Origin of the sequence: Corynebacterium sp. HMSC073B01 (assembly GCF_001838255.1) — a bacterium.
Classification (GTDB): Bacteria; Actinomycetota; Actinomycetes; order Mycobacteriales; family Mycobacteriaceae; genus Corynebacterium; species Corynebacterium jeikeium_D.
On record NZ_KV836154.1, the window covers coordinates 19,817 to 40,342 of the forward strand.

Here is a 20,526-nt window from a genome sequence, read left to right on the forward strand (position 1 = left end):
TTAATAAGCCACATAATTGTGTGCTAATTGCGGCTGCATAAATAATCGCCTCTCCGCCCCAACCTCTCCATCCGCGGTTAATAGACAAAAGTGGGTCTGATTCACAGCATTCCAACAGATCACGTTATGTAAAACGCGACTGCATACGGGCAGCAAATGTGAAACTGTGCGAGTTTATGACACTTTCAGGCCATTTTTCGGGCCATTTTTGACATACACGCAGTCAGTAACTCGGATCGGCCCAACGTCGCCAGCTATAAACGCAAAAAAGCGCCTCCCCACTCCACAAGGAGTGAGAAGGCGCTCGTGTGCTGTTACGTATTAATAGCAGCGAGAGCTAATAGCTGCGCAGTGTAGTTGTAGTGCAGTGCCTACATCGACTTAGGCGGCACTAGATAGCTTTTGCACCGGTGAGGTCCAGGTCAACTGGCAGGTTGTCACCCGCACCGTCCTCGGCCAGCAGGCCACCCTGGTTGTTGCCACCGGTCTGGGCACCCTGCTCCTGGCCGCCAGTCTGGAGGCCACCCTGGTTCTTACCACCGGTCTGCAGGCCCTGCTCCTGGCCGCCAGTCTGAAGGCCGTTCTGGTTCTTACCGCCAGTCTGGAGACCCTGCTCCTGGCCACCGTTCTGCAGACCCTGGTCACCACCGACGTTTTGCAGGCTCTGATCCTGGCCACCGGTCTGGAAACCGGACTGACGCTCACCAATCTGGCCCTTGTCGTTAACCTGGTCGCCGCCGACCTTGTCGCCCTTGTCCAGCTTGTCGCCGCCAATCTGGTCTCCGCCGTTCAGCTGATCGCCGCCAGCGTTCTGGAGACCCTGGTTGCCGCCAACGTTCTGCAGAGCGTTGTCCTGATCGCCACCGACGTTCTGCAGACCCAGGTTGCCGCCCTCAGTCAGAGAGTGGAAGTTCGGGAACAGTGAGTCGACCTGAACCAGTGGGCCCTCCGGGAAGTTCACGTTGAACTCAGGTACCGGCAGCGGAGCCGGTGCTGGCAAGGAGGAAATCAGTTCGCAGATATTGCACAGGTTATCCATGATGATCCTTTAGAAAAATGAAGTGTAGATAAATGGTGTGGCGCGATGCCCAGAGCTGAAGGTAAAGGGCTTCTCGCCTTCTCCTTTGCGGCCACTGCCGTGCTCACACGAAAACCGTACCGGTGATGAAAAACGGTCACAATATAGAAATTCGACCCACTTCAGCCAGGAAAATGGAAACAGAATAACGGCAAAATTTAACCTGCACTTATGCCCAAACGTCGCATGTCACGGGTCACATTGCTAGCCGTTTGGTCACCCCAAACCAGGCTCGCCTTTTCCAGCAGAAAAGCCTCGGCACCTAATGAACTGCTCCCCATTAGTTGGACTGAGAAATCAGTTACCGACTAGTGGGGAGTAGTTGTCATTGAGAGCACGAAGTTCGCTAAGTGAATATCAGCGCGAGCAGTTGGTTGAACTATTTGAGCAAGGCATGGGTTATACAGCCGCTGCCAATGCCCTTGGTGTCTCCAAGTATGCCGCCCGTATGCTCTGTCGTCGGTTTAAGCTGCATGCAGGCTATGTCTTGTGGAGAAACCGACTAAGCAGCAGTACTCGTTCGAGATCAAGAAGGAAGTTGTCCAACGCCACCTTGCTGGCGAGACAGCGATGGATCTTGCACGTGAATTTGGCCTGTCATCACAGCAGCTGGTCCGCGGGTGGTCGTGGAAATGGCGCAAAGACGGCGATGACGCGTTGAAACCGAAGCCGAAGGGCAGACCCAAAGGATCGGTCACGCCGAAGCCGCTGTCGGAGGAAGACAAGCTGCGTGGCGAAAACGAACGGTTGCGGGCCGAAAATGCCTATCTAAAAAAATTGCGGGACTTGAGGAATCAGGGACGCGCCTGAAAGTCCAGGCGATTGTCATCCTCAAGTCGCACCACCGCTTGGAGTACCTCCTAGAGGCAGCAGGTATGCCACGGTCGACGTTCTTCTACCACCAGAAACGACTCAGTAAGCCAGATAAGCACGCCGAGCTCAAGCAAGCGATTCGGGAAAGCTTCGAGCGTAACAAGCATCGCTACGGCTACCGACGAGTGCTACTTGACCTGCGTAACCAGGGGTGGGTGGTCAACCACAAACTCGTCTACAAACTCATGTGCGAGATGGGGCTGCGAGCCAAGATCCGCCAACGTAGACCTTATGTTTCCTACACCGGGACGATCAGCCACATTGCCGACAACACGCTTGACCGCAAATTCACCCCGGATCAGCCAAATACCGTCTTTGTCAGCGACGTCACCGAGTTCAGGGTTGCAGGCCGCAAGGTCTACCTGTCACCGGTGATGGACTTGTTCGACCGCTCAATCGTTGCCCACACTGTGGCTACATCGCCGTCGACAGCGTTGACCACCGATTCTTTGCCCAAGGTGATCGCGGCGTGGGCACCTGAACCCGGGTGGATGATGCACACCGATCAAGGTTTCCAGTACCAGCATGCCTCGTGGCGTGACCTGATCGGCGACAACGGCGGTGTTCAGTCGATGTCGCGTAAAGCCAACTGTTACGACAACGCGGTCATGGAGAACTTCTTCGGCCACGTGAAAACCGAGATGTACCACGGAGAAGTCTTCGACACGGTCGCAGAGTTCAACCAAGTAATCGACGAATACATCCAGTGGTACAACACCGAACGCGTCCAACAACGACTCAAGGGCCTGACCCCGATGCAATATCGAAATCAGACCCTTGAAGCCCTAACCGCCTAGAGTTAAACCAGTCCAACTTTCGGGGACCAGTTCACCTCGGATCCCCGCGGGGCTTTTTCTGCCCCTCACCCTTTCACTTTTGCTTTAGGTAAGGGTAAGTTAACTCCCACTATGACCTCGAACCCAGTTACCCTGAACACTCCGACGAACACTTCCGCCTACCGCGCGGCCTTTTCTGACCACCTACTCTTGGCCGCCCCTTCTGAACCGCACCATCGAATCATCCGCGCCACTGTTTATGACGTCAGCGCCCCGGCAGAAAACCTGCAGAGGATTGTCATCCGCTCCCCCGAGCTAGTCGGCTTTCAGCTTTCCGGCCCGGACGAATTCTTTGGCCTCTTTATGCCGGCTAAGCCCGGCGAGAATCTCCATTTACCCCTCCACGGAGGTGGCGCCAATATCCGCGCAAGCGTTACAGCCATGCCGGAGACCCAACGCCCAAATTTACGTTGGTACACCGTACGCTCACTCGATCCCGAGTGCGGACAGATAACTTTCGACGTGGCGACACATGGCGTCAAAAATCCAAAGGATGAGCACGTCGGACCAGGGCTCGCCTGGGCTCTTGCAACTCGTGTTGGCGACCAGGTAGGCATCTGGACATGCCAGGGCCTCTGGCACCGCGCGCAAAGTTCACAAACACTTATCGCAGACCCATCTGCCGTACCTTCCGTTCGCGCCATTTTGGATTACGCGGATGCGTTTGCCCCGGAACAGTTGCGCGACATACACCTCGTAGTGGTCGCCGAGAACCATGGTGACCTCGAGCCATCCCTCGTCGCCGACTGGGAGAGCAAGCTGGGCAGCCTAGAAGTGCTGTTTAGCGCTACAACGGACTTCAGCACGGCAGTGATGTCCCACCTACAGCAACTGGACCGTGCCGAACACCCCGCAACACAGTCGAAGTACGTCTGGGTCGCGGGTGAAGGACAGCTCTGCAAGGAAGTACGGCGCCACGCAATTCACACCTGGGGCCTCAATAGCGAATCCGTGCAGTGGTGCCCCTATTGGTTCCTAGGCAGGGCACGGCCTTAATTAGCCACAATCCCTCGCGGCACAATAATCGGAGCCATACCGCGGGGATCTTCCCACACCTCGGCATTCAGGCCATATGCCTCGCGCAACACATCCACCGTCAGAGCCTCCTTTGGAGAACCCTCGGCGATCTTTTCCCCTTCCTTCATGACGATCATCTCGTCGCTAAAAGCTCCCGCCAGGCCAAGATCATGAAGTACGGTAATCACCGTCTTGCCCTCTTGAGCGAGCTCCCGCACGATACTTAGAATCTCTATCGCATGTGCCGGATCTAGGTAGGTAGTCGGTTCGTCCAACAGCACAATTGGCGTATCCTGCGCCAACACCATCGCCATCCAGACCCGCTGCCGCTGGCCGCCAGAAAGCTCCGCCACGTCGCGGGCAACAAGATGGTCAACCTTCGTCTTCTTCAGCGCCTCGCGCACTTTTTCTTTATCTTCTGACGCCGTCGCTCCCCCACCCCAGAGCGATCGACGATAAGGGTGCCGTCCGCGCTCCACAAGTTCTCCAACGGTCAATCCCGCCGGACACAGCGGGTGTTGTGGCAAAAGCGCAATTAGTTGGGCGGCTTCGCGCGACCGCAAACTATGCACGTCCTTTTTCTCTACAAGAACCCGTCCTTCGGCGGGAGCAAGCAGCCGAGAAAGCGTCTTGAGCAACGTCGACTTGCCACAACCATTGGGGCCTAAGAGCGTGGTGACCTTCCCGGGCTCTGCAGTGAAAGACACGTCCTTAACAATGCTTGGGCCGTCGTTGTAGCCCACGGTGACGTGATCAACTTGAACGTTCATTGAACCATTCCTTTCAGAGTTCCGCGACGGGCCGCCAACCACACAAGCAACACCAACGCGGGGCCACCGATGATGGCGGTAACCAAACCCACAGGGGATGTAAATGGCAGTGCGCCCGCCACGACGGCGCACGCAGCTAATAGAGCAGCGCCTGCAAAAGTAGAGCACAACGGATGGGGCGTGGGCGTTCCGGCCACCAGCTTGGCCAGCTGAGGAGCCAATAGTGCCACGAATCCAATTGGGCCGACAAAGGAAACCACCACCGCGACAATGCCCGTTGCGGCAATGAGCAAAATAGCGCGCACCCTCGTGACATTTACCCCAAGTGTGGACGCGGTGGCGTCATCATGAGAAAGAAGAGGGACATCGCGCGTAACACAAAGGCCTAAAACTACGAAGGGCAACAGGCCCAACACCATAGGAAACAAAGCTTCCATACGCACAAAGCCGGTAGACCCAGCGAGCCAAGTTTGGGCATCCGTGGCACGAGTTAAGTCAGCCCGGAGCAGGAGATACTGCACTAAAGACTGCGTGAGGAAAGACAGTGCCAGGCCGATGACCACTACGCGCTGCGACGTCCCGAAGCCACCGAGTAGAACGAGCAAACCAACGATCACTAGTGCGCCAAGCAAAGCGAGTGCAGCACGCCACCAGAACGTCGGCACCCCCTCACTCCATGCAGGGCGGGTAACTACGGTGCCCGCCACAACCAAAACCGCCGCGCCGCCGGATACACCGAGAATGTCCGGGCTGGCCAGCGGATTGCGGGCCATGGTCTGAGTCCACGCACCTGCCAGCCCTAGAGCCGCGCCGACCAGAACGGTAGCGATTGCTACAGGCAGGCGGAGATCCCACACCACGTTGATTGCTTGCTGTGTGCCCCCACCGGTGAGAACCTCGATGACTTCCATCGGGCTGAGCTTCACCGCTCCTTGCCCCAGGATTAAGCAGTAACAAAGAGCCGCTATGAGGGCGAACCCTGCCGAAGCCGCCAGGACGCGTCTGCTTCGTGAACGCTTAATACTACGGATAGACGTCATATCGCTCATATCGTCAGCTCCGAGTCATTCGAGGTCGGTGAACTCTTCTTACGTCGCACCGCCAGAATCATCACTGGGGCACCGACAATAGCTAAGACAATGGACATTTCCAGCTCGTTAGGCTGCAGGACGAAGCGGCCCACAATATCGGCTAGCAACACAGCCGCGCCACCAACAATGCCGGTCGGCAGCAAGAGGCGAGTCAGGGACGGGCCGGTAAACGGGCGTAGTAGGTGTGGCACGGCGAAGCCCACGAATGTCACAAGCCCCACAGTGGCTGTCGCCGAGCCGGCGAGGATGATCACCGCTGCGGCAGCCAACAAGCGGGTTCTCGTGGGCGAGCTGCCAAGGGAACGGGCGGAGTCCTCTCCCATCGCAAGTAGATCCAGCGGGCGTGCTGCAAGCGCACCACATAGAGCACCTAGTGCTAGACCTAAAGCAGCTAAGGCCACGTCTTCCATACCCCGCCCAGCTGTAGAGCCAACGGTCCAGCGGCGGAGCCCTTCCAGGGTGTCGGAAGAATAGAGGCTCAGCATATTCGTGGCCGCTTGCAGGGCGAAGGTAACTCCCACGCCCACGAGTACCAGAGTTAGCGGGTTACGCGATACGCGGGAAATCAACAGCACGATTAAGGCAGCGACGGCCGCCCCGACGAGCCCTACAAGTGTCCGCTCCCCGACCGTCGTTGCCCAGCCCAAGGTCAGTGCCGCAGCGACTGCGAAACTTGCTCCAGCGTTCACGCCGATAATGCCGGGATCTGCCAGGGGGTTGCGGGTCCAGCTCTGAGCAATGGCACCCGCCATAGCCAGGGCTGCGCCTGTGATCACAGCCAAGAGGGTGCGCGGAACGCGCAAGTCCCAAATGATGCCGGATTGCGTAGATGGGTGCGGACCATGCATGAGGATGCTGGTCACTTCGCCAATGGAAAGATCTTTGGAACCCAAGTACAGGGAGGCAAGCAGCAGCAAAGCCAAGCCAACGAGTGCGGCCGAAGTAAGCAAACGCCGGGAAAACACCAAAGAATGTCGAGTTCTTGAAACGGACACTTTCAATTAAATTGCGTCAGAGAACTTGTCGACTGCCCAGGGGATGGTCAATGGGTTCGGCATACTCATTGCATTGCCCACGTTTTCGTCCATCCAGCGGACCTTGCCTTCGCGAACAACGTCCAGCTTGCTGAATGTTGGATCCTTCTTCAAGGTATCGGCGGCACCCTGGTAATCAAGGATGAAGAGGTAATCGACGTTGTTGAGGTCGCTGTAGTTCTCAGGTGCGATGTCGCGGTAGAACTCGCCCCCGTTACCTTCGAGCTCCTTCGGGATCTCGAAGCCCAGACTCTTGATAAACTGCCCGCGACCGTCACCGGAGGTGTACAGGCCGATCTTTCCCTGATAAGGCATGACGATAGCCGCACGCTTGCCTTTGAGCTCAGGGTGCTGCTGTTGGAAATCATCGAAGGCCTTCTGCGTTTCTTCGACGAGTTTGTCGCCTTCTTCTTGCTTGTCTACAGCGCCGGCGATCTGGTTGACCTGATCCCGCCAGGGGATCTGCCAGTCCGTGGCACCGTCTGGCTTAACGGTGGTTGGGGCGATGTCATTAAGCGCCTTCTTCGCCTGCGCGTCTACGGCAGAGTTCACCGCAATGATCTTGTCCGGATCAGCGGCGGAGATCTTCTCCAGGATTTCAGCAGTGAATCCGTTGGCAGTACCGTAAACCACTTCAGGCTTGTTGTCGCCGAGCTTTTCGGTAGCCCATGGGCCGACGCCAGATGCATCAACATCTCCCTCAGCACCCCAGGGCGCTACGAGGACTGGTTGGATGCCTAGAGCGAGCAAGGTATCGCTGTCTCCCAGGCCAACTGCGGCGATGCGCTCGTCCCCGGTGCCCTCATTTTTTGACGCCGCCGCGTCGTCGCCTCGGGAGCAACCAGACAGAACAAGAGTGGATGCTGCCAAGACAGCGGCGGTCTTCAGCGCCGCTCGACGGGTCAGCGAATTGTTTCGAAACATGTGAAAACCTAACGCGTAAGGAACTCTTTGAAACGCTGTAAAGTACCCGTAGCCCCAAGAGACTGATGGCCTCTTTCGGCTACGGCCAACACAGCAATCGAGCCTATATTACACAGGTAAGGCTAACCACACAACAGGCTACCCTAAATTAGTCCGCTTCCTGCTCGGCCGCTACCGACTCCATCGCCGCCCTGGCCACCGTCGCCGCCCTGGCCACCGTCGCCACGCTGGCCACCCTAGCCACCCTGGCCACTGTCACCGCCCTGGCCACCCTAGCCACCCTGGCTCTCAATGCCGAGATGCTCGCGCTATTGCAACTCGTGGCACCAACTGTCGGAAAAGTTGCACTTCGAAGGTCGAAATGTCGCTAGAACGGGAATCTGTCAGCACAGGCGCGCCTCCGAATTTTGCGACAATTCCCTGACCTGCAGTTTTGCGGAGCTGCAAATCAGTGTCTTTAACGCATTCCCGTTCTAGCGACATTCACCCCTGCTAGCGCCCCAAATACGGCGCCGTCGGCCACGCATCCCCGGTCTAGCGACATCTGCACATCCTCACGCCGCCAAATAGGGCGCCGGCGCCTCCCGTGACGCAATCCCCCCCCCCAGCACTGCGCTCGCACAATCTCACATTCCGCTGGCGCTGCAGCCAAGCGGAAAGCGTGGGCGTCAATAAGAAAAAATAGGCCCCCTACCGCAACAATGTGAACTACTCCCCATTAGTTGGACTGAGAAATCAGTTACCGACTAGTGGGGAGTAGTTGTCATTGAGAGCACGAAGTTCGCTAAGTGCCGAGGCTTAACTTTTTGCGCTTTTAAGTACTGCGCTCAACTACTGGTCAGCGACCAACAGCTCCGCAATCTGGATGGTATTCAGCGCAGCGCCCTTACGCAGATTGTCGCCAGAGACAACCATCACCAGGCCACGCCCCTCCGGAACCGACTGATCGACACGGATACGACCCACCAGGGACTCATCCACACCAGCGGCAGCAAGCGGATTCGGAACGTCGACGACCTTCACGCCCGGCGCGGACTCCAGCAGCTCAGTAGCCTTCTCCACGGACAGAGCATTCTCAAACTCAGTGTGGATCACCAGCGTGTGGCCAGTGAAGACCGGAACACGCACACAGGTACCAGCAACAGCCAGCTCGGGGATAGACAGAATCTTGCGGGACTCATTGCGGAGCTTCTGCTCCTCATCGGTCTCCAGCGAACCATCATCAACAAAGTTGCCGGCCACCGGCAGCGCGTTGAAAGCAATCGGTGCGACGTACGGACCAAAGTCCTCCGCTACCAGAGCCGAACCATCAGTGGTCAGCTTCTCCAGGTTGTCGATGTTCTCGCGCACCTGGCCAGCCAGAGTATTCACGCCAGCAAGGCCCGAACCCGAGACGGCCTGGTAGGAGGACACACGCAGACGCTGCAACCCGGCCTCGTCGTGAAGCGGCTTGAGCACCGGCATCGCGGCCATGGTGGTGCAATTCGGATTCGCGACAATGCCCTTCGGGATGTCCTGCAAAGCATCCGGGTTGACCTCGGAGACCACCAACGGGACCTCCGGATCCTTACGCCACGCCGACGAGTTATCAACAACAACAGCGCCAGCAGCCGCAAAACGCGGCGCCTGCTCCTTCGACAGCGTGCCGCCAGCGGAGAACACCGCGACATCAATGCCCTTCAGATCCTCATCCGAAGTAGCCGCGACATCCTCGACAACAATCTTCTCGCCGCGGAACTCCAACTCCTTGCCCGCACTACGAGCAGAAGCGAAGAAACGAACCTTATCGGCCGGGAAATTACGCTCCGCCAACAGGGTGCGCATCACACGGCCAACCTGACCAGTGGCACCAACAACAGCAATCGTGGTCATAAGAACTCCTTAACGTCCCGTACCAGCGTAAACAACAGCCTCGGTGTCGCCACCGAGATTGAAAGCGTCGTGCAGAGCCTTCACAGACTTATCGACATCCTGGTCATTAACCAGCACCGAGATACGAATCTCAGAAGTGGAAATCAGGTCGATATTCACACCCTCATCAGCGAGCGCCTCACAGAACGTCGCAGTCACACCCGGGTGGGACTTCATGCCAGCACCGACCAAGGAGACCTTGCCCACGTGATCGTCGTAAAGCACGTCCTTCCAGTCGTTGTCAGCCTGCAGCTTCTTCAGCAACGCCATCGCCTTCGGAGCATCCTCGCGCGGGCACGTGAAAGTAATGTCAGTGCGGTTATCCGCGACGGTGGAGACGTTCTGCAGCACCATATCGATGTTGATCTCCGCATCCGCAACAGCACGGAACATCTTCGCCGCCTGGCCCGGATCATCCGGAATGCCCAGCACGGTCACCTTCGCCTCGGAGCGGTCATGCGCCACACCGGTCAACACTGCTTCTTCCATAGGAATATCCTCCATCGATCCATCAACAAGGGTGCCAAGTTCATTGCTATACGACGAACGCACACGCAACGGGACATTAAACGCACGGGCGTATTCGACACTTCGCAGCTGCAAAATCTTCGCGCCAACCGCGGCCATCTCCAACATCTCCTCGAAGGAAATGTTGTCCAAACGCTGTGCGTCCGGCACAATGCGCGGATCCGCGGTGTACACGCCGTCCACGTCGGAGTAAATCTCGCAGACGTCCGCCTCTAGGGCTGCCGCGAGGGCAACCGCAGTGGTATCCGAGCCACCACGGCCCAGCGTAGTGACGTCCTTGGTCTCGCGGTTTACACCCTGGAAACCGGCCACTAGGCAGATATGGCCCTCATCGAGAGCCTCACGGACACGGCCCGGAGTGACCTCGACAATGCGGGCGTTACCGTGGCGCTCCGTGGTAATCACGCCAGCCTGCGAACCGGTAAAAGAACGGGCCGAGGCGCCGAGGCTTGCGATTGCCATAGCGACCAGCGCATTGGAAATACGCTCACCGGCGGTCAGGAGCATATCCATCTCGCGTCCCGGCGGGACCGGGTTGACCTGCTCAGCGAGGTCCAGAAGCTCATCGGTGGTGTCGCCCATTGCCGAGCAGACAACCACGACGTCATTGCCCTGCTTTTTGGTTTCCACAATTCGTTCTGCAACACGACGAATGCGTTCGGCGCTCTCCAGGGATGAACCACCGTACTTCTGCACAACCAGTGCCATGGTCGGCAACCTCCAAAAACTAGGCAACTATATGCACGTAACTATTATTGACTCAATTTACTTGAGTCGCATTCGTAATTACATAGTGGGTTACCAAAACGTAGCTTGCGGAGGTTGTGCGGAGGGTTTGGATCGGGTTGCGTAGGGGGTTGTGGGGTTATTGGGCATGGGTTGGGTGCGGATCGGACGCTGCTGCGGGCTGCAAATGTGAAACTGACTAAGTTTATGACAAAAATATGCCCTGAAACTTGTCAAAACTGACATAAACCTAGTCAGTAACTCTCGGTACTGTGCCAAGAACTCCGGGCTCAGCCAGCTCCACTCCGGGCTCCCCGGCCCGAGCTCAGTCAGCATATCGGCCGAACCAGCTAATTCCCGAGGCGCTGCGGGCACCAACCACTGCCCCGCCCAACCCCTGCGAAGTGGACATGACAAGTGTTGCATGCCTAGCATTCCCTACGTGAACAATGACCTTCTCGCTGCGATACTGGCACTGCTGTCCGCACTCAGCATCGCGTGGGGAACCGTCATCCGCCACAACCTCTCCGGAACACTGGAAGAGGGCACCAGCACACTTCGCGGAGTGGCGAAGACCCTGAAGCTGCCGCGCTGGTGGCTGGGCTCGGGCCTGGCGATTGCCGGGTATGTATTTCAGGTCGCGGCGTTGGCATTCGGCACGTTGCTCCTGGTGCAGCCGTTGCTGGTCATGAAGCTGATGCTCACGCTCCCGCTCGCGGCGAAGGTCAACGGTCGGCGGATTTCGCGGTCAGAGATGATCTGGTCCGTGGCGCTTACTTTTGCGGTGGCGACGCTGGTGTTGCTCGGCAAGCCGACTGCCGGCTCCACCGATATCCCCACCTACCTGTGGGGATGGGCTCTTGCCGTCGGTGGCGTGGTCACCTGCGGGCTTTACGCCGCTGCAGTTCAGTGGCCCAACACCGGCACCGGCACCGGCGGCGGCTCAGACACCAAACAGCGCGGAGTGCTACGCCAGAACCCGAAGGCCCTGCTGCTCGGCACGGCAACCGGCTGGCTGTACGGCTTCGTCGCGCTGCTGTCTAAGTCGGTGGTCGATACCTATGTCAACGACGGACTCGTCCAGCTCCTGCTCTCCTGGGAACTCTGGCTGCTGGTGGCACTGGCGGTTATTGGCGTCGGCCTGCAGCAGGCGGCTTTTAACGCGGGACCGTTGCAGGCTTCGCTACCAGCTATGACCGTCGTGGAGCCGATTGTTGCCTTCAGCTTGGGATACATCGTTCTTGGTGAACGCTTCCAGGCAGTTGGTGTGCAGTGGGTGGCGCTGTTTATCGCACTGGCGACCATGATTTCTGCCACTATTGCCCTGGCGGCTCGGCCGGCAGAAGCCACCGCCACAGCCTCCACAAGCGCCCCAAGCACCGAAAACACCGCAGACACCGCGACCACCGACACCACAAGCACCGCAACCACCGACGCCCCAAGCACCGAAATCACCACCACAGACTCCACCGATGCCACCGCTCGGTAAGTAGAGTTCAGCTCTCCCGGGTTGCATGACCTAAATTGGTATGTGCACTTATTAAGTCGTTAGCGATTTGTCGGCCTGGCTATCCCCTGCCCGGGAACTATCCCTGGTGAGAAAGACCCGTGGCCGCTATGCACAAGGTCACCAAAGGTAGGACTCGATGGGGCGTCATTCCCATTCCAAGCGGGCAACTTCCAAGCGGGCAACCAACACCAAAGCAAAGCCCCAAAAGGGCAAGAAGCTCAACTCGAACACCATCATCGCCCTGCTGTTGATCATTGGCGGTTTGGGCGTGCTGCTGTACCCGGTTGTCGCAACGCAGTGGAACAACTTCCTGCAGGCCCGCGCCGCAGATGAGTACTCCAAGCTGGAGAAATCCGCTCCTCCCGAGGTCTTGGACACCGCCTGGAACGAGGCCCACGAGTACAACGCCAGCCTCGGCGAGGTCAATCCCGGCGACGCCTGGACCACCTCCGATGACGAGTCCTCCCCCGAGTACCAGCGCTACCGCCACTACCTCGACGTGCTTGGCGAGACCGACGCGCTCGGCCGCATCGTCATCCCGTCCATCAACTCTGACCTGCCCATTTTCCACGGCACGTCGGAAAAATCGCTTTCGCGCGGGGTCGGTCACCTCTACGGCACCGACTTCCCGGTCGGCGGCGTGGGCGAGGGTGAAGGTCGTCACGCGTCGCTGTCGGCGCATACGGGTCTGCAGAATGCGACGCTGTGGGACAACCTCGACAAGGTCAAGAAGGGCGACGCGTTCTACATCGCAGTCGCGGGTCACAAGTTGAAGTATGAGGTCCACGACGTAGCCGTCGTAAAGCCGGATGAAACCGATGCTTTACGACGCGTCCCCGGAGAAGACCTGATCACCCTGATTACGTGCACGCCTTACGGCATTAACACGCACCGCCTGTTGATAACGGGGCACCAGGTGCCGATGGATCCTGACGAGGAATCCGTGTTCGACGGCAGCGGTTCGCAGTGGCAGTGGTGGATGTGGGCCATCCTGGCGGCAGCGGCGGTGATCATTGCGCTGCTGATTTGGTGGCTGCGGAAGCTCTCGCGCGATGGCAAGGGCGAACCGGAGGCCGAGCGCGAGAGCGACGAGGCGGAGGATTAGGCCCCCTTACGAAGTCGCCATCACCTTCGTCTCCTCGATTGCATTCTTGATCTCGTTGATTCCCTTTTCAAAGATGCGCTGAAGGCCCAGCGCCAGAATCAGCGACGGGATGATGAACAGCGCCAACATGAACATCAGCTTCCAGTAGTCTGCCTCATAGATACCGGCGATGGAGCTGCGGAACATATCGATCGCGTAGGTACCCGGCAGCCAAGGGCTAATGTTCTGGACCCACTGTGGCACCAGCGGCAGCGGATACGCGCCACCTGCGGCCGAGACCTGCATCACCAGCAACAGCACGCAGATGGCCTTGCCGGCGTTGTCGAAGGTGAAGACGAACGAGAAGACAATCATCATAAACACCAGCGAAATCACCCAGCCGGCCAGCAGCATCAGGAATCGGTGCGCGGGCTCGATGCCCACGTACACCTGGAGTCCCAACACCATCAGTGTGGACTGAACCAGGCCCACGCTGGCGAAGGTGGCGAACCGGCCGAAGTATTTCTCGACGCGGGTGTAGTCCTCGGCCTGCGCAGCGTTGATTTGTGCGTCACTGGTCGGCTCGTCGATTTCATCGCTGGCTGCATCGCCCTGCGCATCATCGACTGCATCGCTGACCACATTCTCGGCCTCATCATCGCCGACCTTCTGACCGTCGCGGCTACGGACCGTGGTGCGGATCAGCACCGACGACAGCAACGCACCGATCCACAGCGCGAGGGTCGCATAGAACGGCGCCATACCCGCACCGAAGCTCTGGACTGGGAAGACGGGGTCTTCCTCGACCTGCACCGGCGCGGCCAACTGCGCTGCCAGGGCACTTGGGTCATCACCGACGGCCTCAGCAATTCGCGAGAGGTCCCCGGTGTCCTTCGCCTCTTCCAGCGCGTTGTGAATCTCGTCGAAGCGAGCGGCCAGATCATCAAAACGGTTGCTCAGGCCCATTGTGGCAGCGCTGGTCTTACGCAGCGTATCCACCGGCGAGCCGGAAATCGTACCGCGGATGCCGCGAATGTCCTCGCCAATGACCTCGATGTCGTTGCTCAGACGCGACACCGGCTCCGACAGTGCGTCGATCTGCGGGCGCAGGTTCTGCTCGTAGGAGTTCTTGGCATTTTCCACAGCCGCAATCGCAGCCGTGAAAGCGTCCTTCGCCTGGCTTATCGACGATCCCGTATCCCGGCCACCACGCAAATCCGCTGCCACGGCGGAGAAACTCTCCTGCAGCCCACGGGTGCGAGCAATCGAGGTGTTCAGATCGGAAATCGCGCGGTCATAGCCCGGCTTAGCGACACCCGGAACCACTGCCCCAACGGTGTCCTCCAGGCGGTCGCGCATCGCAGTCAGGCCATCGGCCTGCTGGCCGAATTTGGCCGCCATCGCGTCAAAGGTATCTGCGGTCGCGCCGCTGGTGGCCTGGGTGCCGTCGACAAGCTCGTTGACGCGGTCGCGCACGCCTTCGTAGCTCGACTGCGTTGCGTCGAGCGCCGTGCTAACCGAGTCGCGAACATTGCCGACCGCGGCTTCCAGATCGCCTGCGACGTTGCCGTCACCCGAACCATTGCGCAGAATGTCCATCCGCGCACCAGCGTTTTCCAAAATGGAATCCGCGGTCTCCACCAGCGGCACGGTGGTCTCCACCAGCGTGGACAGCGAACGAGCAGTCTGCGCACCGGAGCGCAGCCGCGCGGCGGTGTCATCAACGCGGTTTTGCACGCGCGTCAGTGCCTGCTTGGAGTCGGAGGTGTTTAGATACTCATCCAGCGAGGTGATCACGCCCAGCCCAACACTGGCGACGACCTGCGTGAAGTTCTTGTCAATCTCCTGAATAACGCCACTCGCGCCCTTGCCCGTAATGATCGACGACAGCGCGTTCTTCTTCTCATTCGTATAGAGCGTCAGCTTCGGCGCCTTGGTACCGCGGACGTAGAAGGTCATCAGTTCGGTACTGAAGTTCTCCGGAAGCACGATTGCCGCGTAGTAGTCACCGGACTTGGTGCCATCGATGGCGTCATTGGAATCCGTAATCCGCCAGTCAATGTCGTGATTACGGCTCAGCTTCGACAGCACCTCATTGCCCAAGTTGAGGTCAATCGCACCAATATCCGTACGATGGCCACGGTCATTACTGGCGACCGCAATCTTCAACTTCTCGGTGTTCTCAAACGGCTCCCAGCTGGCCAGCACGTTAAAGCAGGTAAATAGCAGCGGAATCAGCACCAAACCGAAAACCATGATGCCGGTCATCGTGTTCTGGCGGATCACCCGAAAGTCGTTCCGCACAATTTCAAGAACGTTTCTCATTAGGCTTCACCTTCTGGGGAAGTCTTCACGCTTGCCGACGACACCTTCGTCTGTGGCTCAAACGTATCGCCAGCATTTTCCAACGAGTACGCATGCGGATGGGAAGTCTGGTGCTCCATGTAGGCGCGCAGCTCTTCCTCCGACAGCTCGCTGAGCTCCTGGGCGTGAATCACAGACTGCTTGACGTACTCGCGCACCGCGATGTAAGCGAGGCAGAGCAGTACGAACAGGCAGGCTAGACCGAAGAACAGGGCCTTCTGATCCGGGTAGTTGCGGGCCAGAATACCCAGTACCACCAGGGCGACCACTGCGACACCAATGGCAATGCGCATGAACAGCGTGTAGCTGCCACGCAGGTTCTCCATCCGCTCATCGACTCGCGTCTGGTACTCCTCGCGGTTGCGCAGCGCGAAGACCAGGTCACTGAGCTTGTACCCACTACCGACCAGATGGACTTCTTCGTTGTTGACTAGACCGCCCTCTTCAAGCTGGTGGTTAACCAAGACGTTGACCGAGGACAGACTGCGACGCAGCCAGTAGCCGACCACGTAGGCGATCGCTGCCATGACCATTAGGGTGAGCATGTTCTTCAGGTAGTAATTGGAGTAAAAACCACCAATTGTCTCGCGGAGAGCATCAATACCGTAGGTCAACGGCAAGAACGGATTCAGTGCCTGGAAGAAGTCCGGTGTCATCTCAATTGGATAGAGACCGGCGGCACCAGGGATTTGAATAAACGCGAGCACCACGGCGATACCGCGTCCCACGTGCCCAAATGCCGCCACCATACTGTAAATAATGGCGAGATAACACAACTCCACCACGACACAGGTGAGGACGAACGCAACCGCACTGACATTCTGCACACCAATGACAATGTCACCAATGGAGACAATCAGCGCCTGGAAAATAGCGATGATGCCCAGTAGCAAGGTACGGCCCATGTACGCCTGGCCGACCGTGATTTCCTTGAAACCTTCCGCATCAACTTCCACGCGGAAAATCACAATCAGGATGAACGCACCAATCCACAACGACAGGTTGGTAAACAGCGCCGCCATACCCGAGCCGTAGTGATCCACCGGGAACACGGCCTCAGTCTGGATCTCGGCCGGATCGCTCAGGAACTGCGAAATTCCCTCGGGGTCGAGGTCATTGACCATGTTCATGGCTTCGCGCTCTTCGGTGGTACCCAGGGTAAGAACATCGAGACGCGCGGTTTCCAGGCCATCGCGTACGCCATCAAGGTCAGCCTTGAAGCTCTCGAGGACCTGAGTCGCAGCGGAAAGCTGCCCACTCGTAGCGTCGAGAAGCGCGGACGTTTCCCGGACGGTGTCCTTTTGCGCGCCAAGCGCCGCCGCGTACGAACCCACGCGCGCGTTGAGCTGATTAAGGGCCCTGCTCAACTGCGGGAGTGCGTCCTTGGACGCCTGGCGGATCTGATCCGAGGCGGCCTTGCCGTCCTTAGTGGCCTGCGCCAATGCCTCGCTGGTGGCGTTGAGGGAGTCGAGAGTTCCCTGCGCCGAGCCAGAGACATTCTTCAGGCCCTCCACCAGCTCTTTATTGGTGGCGTTGCTCTCGTCGAGCGCATCGATTGTGCGCTGGATTGCCTGTTTATCCGGGCCGTTGAGCGGGCTGGCATCCAACAGGGAATTCAGGCCGCCAATGACCTGATCCGCCTGCTTGACGATGTCCTCCGCCGCAGCCGTCGCGGAATCCGAACGGGAAATTGCGCCCTGCAGATTGCCAGTCATCGCGCCGATCGCGGCGTTGGCGTTACCGGTGCCCTCTACCAGGGCGGTACTGCCCTGCAGGTAGGCGTCGTTGAGATCCGCGGAGAAATTCAGGACCTCGTTGTTGAGCTCACCAGTAATCGCCTGCACCTGCGTCAACGCATCCTGGGCATCGTCGAGGGCCGTATCTACGCTGCCAAGAGTCTTCTTAATCTGCGCAATCGTCGGCTGCAGATCGCCAATCTGCTCCTGGATAGCGCCGACTTCATCGCGGCTATTGGCAACCGCATCAGCGACATCCTGGAAAGCGTCGGCGGAATTGAGACGGGCAGCGTCGAACCGGCCCTGCATCAGGCCACCGGCTTCCTTGACCTCTTCGGTGACCGCCTTCGCGATCTCCTTATTAAAGGAAGCGGAAATCTGGCCATCAATACCGGACGCGCCCTGCGCCGTGATGTGCGGCGAGATCGCGTTGATTTTCTGGTTAGCGCGGTATTTCAGCTTTGCTGGATGCCCCTGCCCTTGGATCAGATCGACCATTTCCTGCGAGAAATTCGGCGGAATGGTGATTTCGGCATAGACCTTGCCGCGCTTTAGATCTCGGTCTGCCTTCTCGGCATCGGGGAACTGCCAGCCCAGTTCATGATTTTCTTTTAGTTGTTTGACCACCTGGTTACCGATATTGAGACTTCCGGTAACCGAGGAACTCGCGCCCTTGTCCTCATTCACAATTGCCACGCCGATGTTCTCGGTGTGCTCATACGGATCCCAGAAGCCCGGGATGTTGAACCAGGAATACAAGGCAGGGGTAATCATCACGCCGATGATAATCACCCACACTCTTGGGCTATTGCGGAGACGGCGCAAGTCTCGCTTAAGAATAGACCAGCTAGTTTGCACCTTAAGGACGCTATCATCTTTAATCCACTAAATACATTGGTACTAGTTTTAGAACTATCGATGGGTGGGGTGGGTGGCGTGGATGGCTGAGCATATTTCCCCCACTAAAACCCCCGAATGATGAAATTCATATAACCATCGGGGTAAGGTACATCACATGCAACGCGGACTACTGCTTCTATGCCGCGGCGGGGCTTGGGTTTAAGGCCGGCTCCCCGTCGCGGGGTAAGTTGTGCCGGCCTACAAGAAAAGTCCGAATTAGAAAGGCCCACAACATGTCTCCTTCCGACGCTTTTATTTCCGCTCCTTCTGTAATCTCCACTCCTGCTGGCGAGATTCCGGAAGGACAGCCTGCTTGGAATAAGCAGCGCAACTCACAGATGGCAACCAACCGCTACCTGCCTTACGACCAGGAAGTTCAGGACTTCCAGCTGAAGGACCGCACCTGGCCGGACAAGCGCATTACTAAGGCACCGGTTTGGTGTGCCGTCGACCTGCGCGATGGCAACCAGGCGCTGATTGATCCGATGAGCCCGGAGCGCAAGCGCCGCATGTTCGAGCTGCTGGTCCAGATGGGATACAAGGAAATTGAGGTCGGATTCCCGTCCGCTTCCCAGACTGACTACAACTTCGTGCGCGAGATCATTGAGAAGAACATGATCCCGGACGATGTCACCATCCAGGTTCTGGTTCAGGCTCGCGAGCACCTGATTCGCCGCACCTTCGAGGCATGTGCCGGCGCAAAGAACGTCATCGTTCACTTCTACAACTCCACCTCGATTCTGCAGCGCGATGTTGTGTTCCGTAAGGACAAGGACGCAATCAAGAAGATTGCCACCGACGCCGCGGAGCTGATTAAGACCATCGCGAAGGACTACCCGGACACCAACTGGCGCTGGGAGTACTCGCCGGAGTCCTACACCGGCACCGAGGTTGAGTACGCCAAGGAAGTTGTCGACGCCGTGGTTGATGTCATCGACCCGACTCCGGACAACCCAATCATCATCAACCTGCCGTCGACCGTGGAGATGATCACTCCGAACGTCTACGCAGACTCCATCGAGTGGATGCACCGCAACCTCAACCGCCGCGACTCCATCATTCTGTCGCTGCACCCGCACAACGACCGCGGCACCGGCATCGCCACCGCTGAGCTCGGCTACATGGCCGGCGCCGACCGCATCGAGGGCTGCCTCTTCGGCAACGGCGAGCGCACCGGTAACGTCTGCCTGGTCACCCTGGGCCTGAACATGCTGACCCAGGGAGTCGACCCGCAAATCGACTTTTCCGACATCGATATGATCCGCCGCACCGTCGAGTACTGCAACCAGCTGCGCGTTCCGGAGCGCCACCCGTACGGCGGCGACCTGGTCTTCACCGCTTTCTCCGGTTCCCACCAGGACGCCGTGAACAAGGGCCTCGACGCAATGGCAGACAAGGTCCGCCCGGGCGCTGCCGTCAAGGAGCTTTCCGACGAGGACCTGCGCGCGGTGACCTGGGAAGTTCCTTACCTGCCTATCGACCCGAAGGACGTCGGTCGTTCTTACGAGGCCGTTATTCGCGTGAACTCCCAGTCCGGCAAGGGCGGCGTGGCCTACATCATGAAGACGGACCACGGCATGAACCTGCCGCGCTCCATGCAGGTCGAGTTCTCGTCCGTTGTGCAGGCAGTCACCGATGCCGAGGGCGGCGAGGTCAACTCCAAGGCGATTTGGGACATCTTCGCAGGTGAGTACCTGGACCGCGAGGTTCCGCTCGAGCAGATTGCCCTGACTGTCGATGCCCCTCAGAACGAGTCGGACGCCACCAAGATCAAGGCTCACATCGTCTACGAGGGCAAGGAGCAGACCGTCGAGGGTGTCGGCAACGGCCCGCTGGCCGCTTACGCCAACGCCCTGGAGAAGCTCGGCATCAACGTCGAGGTTCAGGAATACGTCCAGCACGCTCGCACCGCAGGTGACGACGCCGAGGCTGCGGCCTACGTCCTCGCAGATGTCAACGGCACCAAGGTCTGGGGCTCCGGCATCGCTGGTTCCATCACCTACGCATCGCTGAAGGCAGTCACCAGCGCGGTCAACCGCGCACTGGCTTAAATTCCACATAGTTACTGACTAGGTTTATGACACTTTCGTGGCAAAATTTGTGCTCAAAGTGTGGGTTAAGTGACAAAAAGTGTGTCCGCTCGG

Annotated in this window: 13 protein-coding genes and 1 pseudogene; 5 read left to right on the plus strand and 9 right to left on the minus strand. The window is 58.4% G+C overall.

Going from position 1 to position 20,526, the window contains the following annotated elements; genetic code table 11:
- Positions 1-391 precede the first annotated feature (391 nt).
- A complete protein-coding gene (locus HMPREF2849_RS05315) occupies positions 392-1,039 on the minus strand; it encodes a hypothetical protein (RefSeq protein ID WP_049171148.1) in 648 nt (215 codons plus the stop codon).
- A gap of 519 nt (positions 1,040-1,558) precedes the next feature.
- On the opposite strand from HMPREF2849_RS05315, the pseudogene HMPREF2849_RS10975 reads away from it, so the two are divergent.
- Together HMPREF2849_RS10975 and HMPREF2849_RS05330 are read left to right on the plus strand one after the other, a co-directional pair.
- A pseudogene (locus HMPREF2849_RS10975) lies at positions 1,559-2,748 on the plus strand (IS3 family transposase); the annotation flags it as partial.
- Positions 2,749-2,859: 111 nt separating this feature from the next.
- Positions 2,860-3,783 (plus strand): siderophore-interacting protein, encoded by a 924-nt coding sequence (locus HMPREF2849_RS05330; protein ID WP_016421889.1) that lies wholly within the window; start codon positions 2,860-2,862, stop codon positions 3,781-3,783.
- Here the strand turns inward: HMPREF2849_RS05330 and HMPREF2849_RS05335 are convergent.
- The 6 genes from HMPREF2849_RS05335 to HMPREF2849_RS05360 all read right to left on the minus strand — a co-directional run bounded on the left by HMPREF2849_RS05335 (position 3,780) and on the right by HMPREF2849_RS05360 (position 10,770).
- Complete coding sequence (locus HMPREF2849_RS05335; RefSeq protein WP_016421888.1) at positions 3,780-4,574, minus strand: ABC transporter ATP-binding protein; 795 nt, start codon at positions 4,572-4,574, stop codon at positions 3,780-3,782. The two genes, HMPREF2849_RS05330 and HMPREF2849_RS05335, sit on opposite strands and share 4 nt — an antisense overlap.
- Complete coding sequence (locus HMPREF2849_RS05340; RefSeq protein WP_016421887.1) at positions 4,571-5,623, minus strand: FecCD family ABC transporter permease; 1,053 nt, start codon at positions 5,621-5,623, stop codon at positions 4,571-4,573. The genes HMPREF2849_RS05335 and HMPREF2849_RS05340 overlap by 4 nt, the downstream gene beginning before the upstream one ends.
- Entirely contained in the window at positions 5,620-6,615 is a 996-nt protein-coding gene (locus HMPREF2849_RS05345; protein WP_222865141.1) for a FecCD family ABC transporter permease, read from the minus strand. The genes HMPREF2849_RS05340 and HMPREF2849_RS05345 overlap by 4 nt, the downstream gene beginning before the upstream one ends.
- A gap of 51 nt (positions 6,616-6,666) precedes the next feature.
- On the minus strand, positions 6,667-7,623 hold the full coding sequence (locus tag HMPREF2849_RS05350; RefSeq protein WP_016421885.1) for an iron-siderophore ABC transporter substrate-binding protein: 957 nt from the start codon (positions 7,621-7,623) through the stop codon (positions 6,667-6,669).
- An 831-nt stretch (positions 7,624-8,454) separates the two neighbouring features.
- Complete coding sequence (locus tag HMPREF2849_RS05355; RefSeq protein WP_069359031.1) at positions 8,455-9,495, minus strand: aspartate-semialdehyde dehydrogenase; 1,041 nt, start codon at positions 9,493-9,495, stop codon at positions 8,455-8,457.
- A gap of 9 nt (positions 9,496-9,504) precedes the next feature.
- Positions 9,505-10,770, minus strand: coding sequence for an aspartate kinase (locus tag HMPREF2849_RS05360; protein WP_016421883.1), 1,266 nt, complete (start codon positions 10,768-10,770; stop codon positions 9,505-9,507).
- Between the two features lie 460 nt (positions 10,771-11,230).
- Here HMPREF2849_RS05360 and HMPREF2849_RS05365 point away from each other — a divergent pair, with 460 nt between their 5' ends.
- Positions 11,231-12,277, plus strand: a complete 1,047-nt coding sequence (locus HMPREF2849_RS05365) for a DMT family transporter (protein WP_187271227.1) — start codon at positions 11,231-11,233, stop codon at positions 12,275-12,277.
- 157 nt (positions 12,278-12,434) lie between these two features.
- On the plus strand, positions 12,435-13,403 hold the full coding sequence (locus HMPREF2849_RS05370) for a class C sortase (protein WP_070862706.1): 969 nt from the start codon (positions 12,435-12,437) through the stop codon (positions 13,401-13,403).
- Between the two features lie 6 nt (positions 13,404-13,409).
- Here HMPREF2849_RS05370 and HMPREF2849_RS05375 read toward each other — a convergent pair whose 3' ends face one another.
- Positions 13,410-15,707, minus strand: a complete 2,298-nt coding sequence (locus HMPREF2849_RS05375; protein ID WP_070862707.1) for a YhgE/Pip domain-containing protein — start codon at positions 15,705-15,707, stop codon at positions 13,410-13,412.
- Positions 15,707-18,340 (minus strand): YhgE/Pip domain-containing protein, encoded by a 2,634-nt coding sequence (locus HMPREF2849_RS05380; protein WP_070856851.1) that lies wholly within the window; start codon positions 18,338-18,340, stop codon positions 15,707-15,709. Before HMPREF2849_RS05380 ends, HMPREF2849_RS05375 begins: the two co-directional genes overlap by 1 nt.
- 275 nt (positions 18,341-18,615) lie before the next feature.
- Between HMPREF2849_RS05380 and leuA the strand changes: the two genes are divergently transcribed.
- A complete protein-coding gene (gene leuA / locus HMPREF2849_RS05385; protein ID WP_048733191.1) occupies positions 18,616-20,433 on the plus strand; it encodes a 2-isopropylmalate synthase in 1,818 nt (605 codons plus the stop codon).
- Positions 20,434-20,526 lie beyond the last annotated feature (93 nt).

Excerpts from the sequence above, each read along its gene's own strand:
- leuA (WP_048733191.1), top strand. The coding sequence starts at position 18,616 with ATGTCTCCTTCCGACGCTTTTATTTCCGCTCCTTCTGTAATCTCCACT.
- HMPREF2849_RS05375 (WP_070862707.1), bottom strand. The coding sequence starts at position 15,707 with ATGAGAAACGTTCTTGAAATTGTGCGGAACGACTTTCGGGTGATCCGC.
- HMPREF2849_RS05330 (WP_016421889.1), top strand. The coding sequence starts at position 2,860 with ATGACCTCGAACCCAGTTACCCTGAACACTCCGACGAACACTTCCGCC.
- HMPREF2849_RS05315 (WP_049171148.1), bottom strand. The coding sequence starts at position 1,039 with ATGGATAACCTGTGCAATATCTGCGAACTGATTTCCTCCTTGCCAGCA.
- HMPREF2849_RS05355 (WP_069359031.1), bottom strand. The coding sequence starts at position 9,495 with ATGACCACGATTGCTGTTGTTGGTGCCACTGGTCAGGTTGGCCGTGTG.
- HMPREF2849_RS05340 (WP_016421887.1), bottom strand. The coding sequence starts at position 5,623 with ATGAGCGATATGACGTCTATCCGTAGTATTAAGCGTTCACGAAGCAGA.
- HMPREF2849_RS05360 (WP_016421883.1), bottom strand. The coding sequence starts at position 10,770 with ATGGCACTGGTTGTGCAGAAGTACGGTGGTTCATCCCTGGAGAGCGCC.
- HMPREF2849_RS05370 (WP_070862706.1), top strand. The coding sequence starts at position 12,435 with ATGGGGCGTCATTCCCATTCCAAGCGGGCAACTTCCAAGCGGGCAACC.
- HMPREF2849_RS05350 (WP_016421885.1), bottom strand. The coding sequence starts at position 7,623 with ATGTTTCGAAACAATTCGCTGACCCGTCGAGCGGCGCTGAAGACCGCC.
- HMPREF2849_RS05335 (WP_016421888.1), bottom strand. The coding sequence starts at position 4,574 with ATGAACGTTCAAGTTGATCACGTCACCGTGGGCTACAACGACGGCCCA.